The following is a 7,834-nucleotide window of genomic DNA, read 5'->3' on the forward strand; positions in this document are numbered from 1 at the left end:
CCCCGATCCGTCACCAGCTTCACAGCCTCAAACTTAAACTCTTTCGTAAACTTCCGTCTCATTTCCGATCTCCGATTCCTTGGTCACCATCTTATCTTCGTGTCCATGAAACCGGCAGCAGGCCAGGCCAAAGATTATCATCGAGAGCTGGCGCCGCCCTTGTGGCTGCCGAGGTTGTGGTCGGTGCTTGAAGGCGCAGGTGTCGCGACAAGACAATTGCCGCCTACCCGGATTAAGGCCTTCGCGGCGAGCCGGGGCACGCGAGCCAAAACTGACAGGATCGATGCGGAACTCATTGCGCGGTTCATGGCCTTCCGCCCCGACGCGGGGCGCAGGCTGCCACATGAGAAGATACGTCTTATCAGAGCACTGACATCAAAGCGCGGACAACTCGTCGAAACACGCAAACGCCTTTTGGCGCAGATCAAAGCGCAGGGCAAACTGGGGTCGGCAGATATGTTCGAAGCAATGGATGCCGACCTGAAAGGACTTCTAGATCGCCAGATTGCAGAGCTAGAAGCGCGGATCGAACACACGATTGCCGCGGATGCAGAACTTGCTACGACTGCTGACATACTGCGGTCTGTACCTGGGATCGGCCCCGTCGCCAGCACCATGATGATTGCCGAAATGCCCGAGCTTGGCCAAATCTCAGGGGAGCAGGCCGCCGCACTCACTGGGCTCGCGCCTATCGCACGTGATAGCGGAGCGATGCGGGGCAAGCGTGCCATTGCAGGTGGTCGGCGTTCGTTGCGACATGTCATGTTCCAAGAAGCACTCGTCGCCAGCCATCACAATCCAGTTCTGAAAGCCTTCGCTGACCGATTGCGCGCCGCCGGGAAGCCACACAAGGTCGTCATCACAGCCGTCGCACGAAAGCTCGTCGCAATCGCAAACGCAATATGCAAACCTCGGCAAAAATGGCAATTTCATCCCGCTTGAGGAATACAGTTGCTAACCTCACGCGCGGCCCGTTCGGCCTGGAGCTGGCGCAGGGGCAACGAGGGCTGCTCGGCCAGGCGGGCCAGCATAGACGTCCGCTGCGCGTTCAACGCCTCTTCGCGGTCCGGGCAGTGCCCATGCCGCCGCGCAATATCTACCCGCCACTGCCAGCATTGGCTCCCGGCGCAGGATCAGAATTGACCCGACCCCATGGGCGTTCCATCCATCAGCACGGTCAGGTCGTAGTCGGAAAAATTTACCGTGTAGGTCTTGGTTCTGGCCTAGGTCCAGCGTCTGCCCATATTTATTTCCTTCTGCGTCACCATGAACGAATGCAGAACGCACGCGCAAGGCAGTGGCACTAAGGCGGGCTATTTCAGTTTATCTTTTGCTTTTGCTCGCCGGTCATCTTCCCTCTGCCGGTCCACGAGCTTTTCGTATAAGGGACGGACTTTATCGTTGTGCTGGTAGGCGCTCAAGACGGCCACGATCAGGGCCCACTCCTCGCGCGATAGCCGTTTCTCAGATGAGGAGCGAGGCGGAAAAGGGTTTTCTTGTTTGATTCCAGGAAACATCGCAATCTTCTTTCTAAGTAAAAAGGCGAGAGCACGGCGAGCACAGTCCAGAACGTCACTCTCTTGTATACTACCTGCGCGTGTATGCGTGGACAATATCAGAGTGCTCCTGGGGCAAGTCATACCTGCCATCTGACCTTGGTCTTCCGGTAGTGCTGGTGGGTCTGCTGGAATCCAGCTATTTCAAGGGACCGACCTGAAAACCTGCGCCGAACACTCCAAAGGTTATCAATGGCTTGGAAGCGCGAGTGTAAACCAGATCCTGAGCAGGGCGTTCAAATGCACCATTATTTCAGCACCAATCCGATGCACAACTATTTGCGCATTGCGCTTGCGCGCGGCCTTGTCGGTGTGTATATATTTGCGCATGGATGGAGGCCAGATGAAGATTGAACGCGACAGCCGGAAGATCATCCAGATCCTGAAGGCTGAGGGGTTCGAAGAGGTCTCGAAGCGCGGCTCTCACCTCAAGCTCAGAAAAGGCGACAGGACAGTGATCGTTCCGCACCCGAGGAAAGACCTGCCGCTCGGGACCGCTCGAAGCATCTACCAGCAGGCCGGGCTCATCTAAGCCCGGCTCCCGCCCATAGGAGAAAGATATGCGCCTGTTTACGGCTATTGTGCACAAAGATGATGGCTCGGCCTACGGCCTGACCTTCCCCGATCTTCCGGGTGCTCATGCGGCCGCCGATACGTGGGACGAAATCCCGCGCGCGGCGGTCGAGGCGCTGGACCTGTGGTTTGAGGATGCCGACGATCTGGTGCCCTCTTCGATCGACTCACTGCGCGCCCGGCCCGATGTCGGGGCAGCACTGGCCGAGGGGGCAACCCTGATGACCGTCCCCTATATCCCGGCGGATGGTGCCCCTGAACGCATCAATGTGTCGATCGAGCGGGGATTGCTGCGTGCGGTCGATGCAGCGGCGAGGGCACGGGGAATGACCCGATCCGCCTTTCTGGCTGCGGCGGCACGGCGCGAGATCGTAGGGGTCTGATATGAGCTGCTGCCGGTTTCGTGGACACGAAGATAAGATCGTGACCAAGGAATCGGAGATCGGAAATGAGACGGAAGTTTACGAAGCCGACATTCTCCAAGTAACCTGCCGTTTGACGTCGAGAATGCCTGAATCTGCCTGCTGGAGAGGCGTTTTTCGCCCGTGCGGCGTCTGCGGTTGCGCAGACGGCGGGAACTGGGCAGATCGGGCCGCGAAACCGCAGCGTTGTTTGCCTGCGGCTTTGCTTTTTCAGCGCGGCGGACGGACCTGTCCTGCCGCTTTCGTTCGGTTTGGGGCGGAATCGCGGTCACGCGCATGACGGTGGCGCTCGAAGACGGCGGATGGCGGCGAGGATGGCGCGCACCATTAGGCCGGTGACGGCCACCTCGGCCAGATGGAAGGTGATGACGCGGGCGTGGCGAACGACGCGGGCGCCAATCTTGATCAGCTTCAGTTGCAGACTGGTCAGCGACCAATCGGCCATGGCCTCGGTCAACTCGATGCAGCGCAAGAAAGTGGCCAGGTTGGAGGCCAGCGCGTGAAGGTGCAGCCGCACCTCGTTGTCACGGAACGGTCGGCATGACAGCCGCGTCCAGCGAAAGGCGTACTTACCCTCCTTGATGTGCTGCTCGGCGGTGCCGCGTTGGTTGTAGAAGCGCACCACCCAATCCGGGTCCATGGGCAGGTTGGTGAAGATAAAGCCCATACGCGGGAACAAATCGCCCGAATGCCATTCGATCCTGGCGATTACACGGCGCTCCTTGTCCCAGGACCCCGCCTGACAGCGGAAATCCTCGAAGAACCGATTCACCTTGGTCTGGGAGGGCCGCCCAACGGGCCGCGTTAGCCGGTGCGCGATGCAGCGTTCCAGAACTGCGCTCTTCTTCACCCGGATGGCGCAGAAATAGCCCGCCTCTTCCAGCCGGTCATAGAATGCCGGGATCGCATAGGCGGCGTTGGACCGGAACAGCCGGCCCCCAAGGTCGCGGCCAACGTAGCGGGCGATGCCCCTTCGTCATCCTGAAACGATGCTCCGCACTGCTTCGGCGGCAAGCGGGGCGACACGCCTGCGAAAATCCTCGGCATCCCATTCCGATAGCGATGCCGCGATGTGGATTGCCGCGACCGGGCGGCCCGTCGCGTCGGGGATGGCCACGCCGACCGCCACCTCGCCCATCAGGATCTGCTCGACCGCCAAAGCGTGACCGGTCTGGCGCGTCAGGGCGATCTGGTCGCGGATCATCTGCGGGTCGGTGATGGTCCGGGGGGTAAATTGCTGGTGGCGGGCCGCGGCAAGGATCGCATCGACCTCGGCGTCGGGCAGCATCGCCAGCACCGCCCATCCCCCGGAGGTGCAGGTCGTCGGCACACTGTTGCCCACCAGCGTGGCAAAGAACGTCTCGCGCTTGCTTTGCATCCGGGCCGCATAGACCATCCGCTGCCCGTCAAACAGCGACAGGTCCACGCGTTCGCGGACATTGCGGCGCAGTTCCAGCAGGATCGGGCTGGCGCGCCGGACCAGCGGGTTCAGGCGCAGGTAGTCAAGCGTCAGATCCAGAACCGGCAGGTCAAGGCGAACCCCGCGCCCGTCCTCGGCCAGGGTCAGATATCCCAGCTTGCGGAAGGTATGGACCAGACGCTGCGTGGCACTGCGGGTCAGCCCGGTGCGGGCGGCGATCTGCGACAGCGACAGGGCGCCATCGGCATCCCTGAACGCCTCCAGAACGCTCATTCCGCGGGCAAGGGACTGAACAAACAAGGCATCCCCTGCCTGAGGGCTTTCTGAAGACGGGCTTTCCTGCGCCATGGCGGTCTCCGGCGTTGACAAGTTTGAAATCGCACCAATACACTCATCATACAATGCAGCTGTATCGGATGACAATCCATTGCCGGATCATTTGCCAACTGACCGACCGCTGCGCATCGCCCTTGCCGGCTTTGTCCACGAGAGCAATTCCTTTGCCCCCAGCCCGGCAGATCTGGCCGCCTTCGCGCAGGGCGGCGGCTATCTGCCGCTGAGCCGTGGCGAGCAGATCCTGACAGGCGCGCGCGATGTCAATCTGCCGGTCGCGGGGGCGATCAGCTATGCCGCACAGCGCGGCTGGCAGCTTGTGCCCCTGATCTGGGCCGGAGCCGTGCCCTCGGCGCCCGTCACCGCTGCCTGCTTTCAGACGATCACGGATGAGATCATCGACGGCCTGTCGCGCGCAGGGCCGCTGGACGGGGTGTTTCTGGATCTGCATGGCGCGATGGTGGCCGAAGGCACCCCCGATGGTGAAGGGGCGCTGCTGGCGCGTGTCCGTGCCGTGGTGGGGCCGCAGGTGCCCGTGGTCGCGGCGCTGGATCTGCACGGCAATATCAGCGCGCAGATGGTCGGACAGGCCGACCGGCTGGTGGGGTTCCGCACCTATCCGCATGTCGACATGGCCGAAACCGGACATCGTGCGGCGGCAGAGCTGGACCGGCTGCTGGCCGGATCGGCCAATTTCCGCGCCTTCCGGCAGCTTGATTTCCTGATCCCCATCGCGTGGCAGTCGACCATGAGCCAGCCCGCCGCCGGGCTGTATGATCTGGTGGCCGATGCAGATTCCGAGGGGGTCTGCGCGTCATTCTTCATGGGCTTTCCGGCGGCGGATGTTCCCGATTGCCGCCCTTCGGTGATCGCCTATGCCGACCGTCAGGACCGCGCCGATGCGGCGGCCGACCGGATTGCGCGGGCGGTGCGCGATGCCGAACCCGCGTTCCGGGGCCGGTCCTATGCGCCCGACGATGGCGTGGCCGAGGCGCTGCGGCTGGCCGCCACGACGCCCCGCCCGGTGGTCATCGCCGATACGCAGGACAACCCCGGCGCGGGCGGCAATTCCGACACGACCGGCATGCTGCGGGCGCTGGTCGAGGCGGGCGCCCGGAACGCCGCCATCGGTCTGATCACCGATCCGCAGGCGGCGGCAGCGGCGCATGCAGCCGGGATCGGCGCCGAGATCGAACTGGCACTGGGCGGCAGGTCCGGGATCGCAGGTGACGCGCCCTTTACCGCCCGGTTCACGGTCGAGGCGCTGTCGGACGGCGCCTGCCACGCCACCGGCCCCTATTACGGCGGCGCGCATCTGCGGCTTGGGCCTTCGGCCTGCCTGCGCATCGGCGGAGTGCGCATCGCTGTGGCCTCGGAAAAGGCCCAGATGGCCGACCGGCAGATGTTCCGCTTTCTGGGCATCGACCCCGAGGCGCAGACGATATTGGTGGTCAAAAGCTCGAACCATTTCCGCGCCGATTTTGCGCCCATCGCACAGGCGATCCTGACCTGCACCGCGCCCGGCCCGATGCCGGTCAGCCCCGCCAGCCTGCCCTTTCGCCACCTGCATCCGGGCATCAGGCTGGAACCCTGCGGGCAACCCTTTACCATGACCGAGAAAGCCTGACGCCAAGATCAGGCCACGGACCCGTTCAACAGAGAGGACATCATGTTCAACCGACTGACCCCCAGGCTTGCAACCGCCACCCTACTGGCCTCGACCATGCTCACCGGCGCGGCATGGGCCGAAACCACCGTCAAGGCGGTGATGCATTCCGGCCTGCGCGTGCTGGACCCGATCATCACCACCGCCCATATCAGCCGCAACCACGCCTATATGATCTATGACGTGCTGATCGCGCAGGATTCAGCGTTCCAGCCGCAGCCGCAGATGGCCGACTGGACCATCTCGGACGATATGCTGACCTACACCTTTACCCTGCGCGAGGGGCTGGTCTTTCACGACGGCGCACCGGTGACGGCGGCGGATGCGGTCGCCTCGCTGCAGCGATGGGCGCAAAAGGATGCGGGCGGGCAGGTCATCATGGACCGCACCGAAAGCCTTGAGGCCACCGATGACAGCACCATCACCTGGACCCTGTCCGAGCCTTTCGTGCCGATGCTTGATGTGCTGTCCAAGCAATCCGCCCTGCCCCCTTTCATCATGCCCGCCCGCGTCGCCGCGACCTCGGCGGATGAGGCTGTCACCGACTATACCGGCTCGGGGCCATTCCGCTTTGTCGAGGCCGAGTTTCAGCCCGGCCTGACCGTGGTCTATGAAAAGTTCGACGACTATGTCCCGCGCGACGAGCCTGCCGACTGGATGGCGGGCGGCAAGGTCGTCAATGTGGACCGCGTCGAATGGGTCAGCATGCCCGACATCCAGACCGCCGTGAACGCGCTGTCGGGCGGCGAGATCGACTATATCGAACAGCTGCAGGTCGATCTGCTGCCGCTGCTGGAGGGTGATCCCGACATCATCGTCGAAACGCGCGAGCCGACCGGCATGCAGACGATGACGCGGATGAACTTTCTGCACCCGCCCTTTGACAATCAGCTGATCCGGCAGGCCGCGATCAAGGCGATCCAGCAGGAACCGGTTCTGGCCGCGATGATCGGCAACCCGGACTATTACCGCATCTGCGGCGCCGTTCTGGGCTGCGGCACACCGCTGGAAAGCGAGGCCGGAGCCGAGACGCTGGTCGCAGGCGGCGGCGCGGACGAGGCGCGCGCCCTGCTGGAAGAGGCGGGCTATGACGGCACGCCGGTCGTGCTGATGGCCCCCACCGATCTGGTGGCGCTGGCCACCCAGCCCGTGGTCGTGTCGCAGATGCTGCGCGAGGCGGGCTTTACCGTCGAGCTGCAGCCGATGGACTGGCAGACGCTGGTGACGCGCCGCGCCAGTCAGGCCGCACCCGCGGATGGCGGCTGGAACATCTTCATCACCAACTGGATGGTGCCCGAAATCTCGAACCCGATCTCGAACCCGATGCTGAACGGGCGGGGCGATGACGCATGGTTCGGCTGGCCCACCGACGATCGCATCGAAGAGCTGAAGGCCGCGTTCATCAATGCCGCTGATGCCGAGGCGCAGGTCGCGGTGGCCGAACAGGTCCAGACCCATGCGCTGGAGAACGGGCTGCTGATCCCGCTGGGGCAATACAGCCTGCCGCAGGCCCGCCGCACCACGATCACCGAGATGATCAATTCGCCGGTGCCGGTCTTCTGGAACCTGCAAAAGGCCGAGTGATCGGGCCCCACCCTGTCACGGGGGGCGGTGCAACCGTGCCGCCCCCCTTCCCCGACCTGTCCGACCGACCGACCCGGAGTTTCGTGATGCTGGGCTATACCCTGAGGCGCATTCTGGCCGTCATTCCGGTGATGCTGCTCGTCGCCGTCTTCGTCTTTTTGCTGTTGCGCCTGACGCCGGGCGATCCGGCGGCGATCATCGCGGGCGATATGGCCACGCCTGCGCAGCTGGAGCGTATCCGCGAGGCGATGGGCCTGAACCAGCCGCTGCATATCCAGTT

General features: G+C 63.4%; 6 protein-coding genes and 2 pseudogenes. 6 read left to right on the top strand and 2 right to left on the bottom strand.

The annotated features are described in order from the left end of the window. The 3 genes from ACK41U_RS18545 to ACK41U_RS18555 form a co-directional block, all read left to right on the top strand. The coding region (locus tag ACK41U_RS18545) for an IS110 family transposase (protein ID WP_409683510.1) at positions 1–942 on the top strand (942 nt) is incomplete at its 5' end. Between the two features lie 957 nt (positions 943–1,899). Beyond that, positions 1,900–2,088 (top strand): type II toxin-antitoxin system HicA family toxin, encoded by a 189-nt coding sequence (locus ACK41U_RS18550; RefSeq protein ID WP_409683513.1) that lies wholly within the window; start codon positions 1,900–1,902, stop codon positions 2,086–2,088. Positions 2,089–2,116: 28 nt separating this feature from the next. Beyond that, positions 2,117–2,512 (top strand): type II toxin-antitoxin system HicB family antitoxin, encoded by a 396-nt coding sequence (locus ACK41U_RS18555; protein ID WP_409683515.1) that lies wholly within the window; start codon positions 2,117–2,119, stop codon positions 2,510–2,512. 307 nt (positions 2,513–2,819) lie between these two features. Here ACK41U_RS18555 and ACK41U_RS18560 read toward each other — a convergent pair. Together ACK41U_RS18560 and ACK41U_RS18565 are read right to left on the bottom strand one after the other, a co-directional pair. Next, a pseudogene (locus ACK41U_RS18560) lies at positions 2,820–3,518 on the bottom strand (transposase); the annotation flags it as partial. A 9-nt stretch (positions 3,519–3,527) separates the two neighbouring features. Then, positions 3,528–4,271, bottom strand: coding sequence for an IclR family transcriptional regulator (locus ACK41U_RS18565; RefSeq protein WP_409683518.1), 744 nt, complete (start codon positions 4,269–4,271; stop codon positions 3,528–3,530). A 139-nt stretch (positions 4,272–4,410) separates the two neighbouring features. Here ACK41U_RS18565 and ACK41U_RS18570 point away from each other — a divergent pair, with 139 nt between their 5' ends. The 3 genes and pseudogenes from ACK41U_RS18570 to ACK41U_RS18580 all read left to right on the top strand — a co-directional run. Next, positions 4,411–5,931: a M81 family metallopeptidase gene (locus ACK41U_RS18570; protein ID WP_409683521.1), complete on the top strand. Its 1,521-nt coding sequence runs from the start codon at positions 4,411–4,413 to the stop codon at positions 5,929–5,931. A gap of 42 nt (positions 5,932–5,973) precedes the next feature. Continuing rightward, complete coding sequence (locus ACK41U_RS18575; RefSeq protein WP_409683523.1) at positions 5,974–7,554, top strand: ABC transporter substrate-binding protein; 1,581 nt, start codon at positions 5,974–5,976, stop codon at positions 7,552–7,554. 86 nt (positions 7,555–7,640) lie between these two features. Next, positions 7,641–7,834, top strand: a pseudogene (locus ACK41U_RS18580) (ABC transporter permease); the annotation flags it as partial.

This window comes from Paracoccus sp. (in: a-proteobacteria) (genome assembly GCF_046289755.1).
Taxonomy (GTDB): Bacteria; Pseudomonadota; Alphaproteobacteria; order Rhodobacterales; family Rhodobacteraceae; genus Paracoccus.

Excerpts from the sequence above, each read along its gene's own strand:
- ACK41U_RS18550 (WP_409683513.1), top strand. The coding sequence starts at position 1,900 with ATGAAGATTGAACGCGACAGCCGGAAGATCATCCAGATCCTGAAGGCT.
- ACK41U_RS18555 (WP_409683515.1), top strand. The coding sequence starts at position 2,117 with ATGCGCCTGTTTACGGCTATTGTGCACAAAGATGATGGCTCGGCCTAC.
- ACK41U_RS18575 (WP_409683523.1), top strand. The coding sequence starts at position 5,974 with ATGTTCAACCGACTGACCCCCAGGCTTGCAACCGCCACCCTACTGGCC.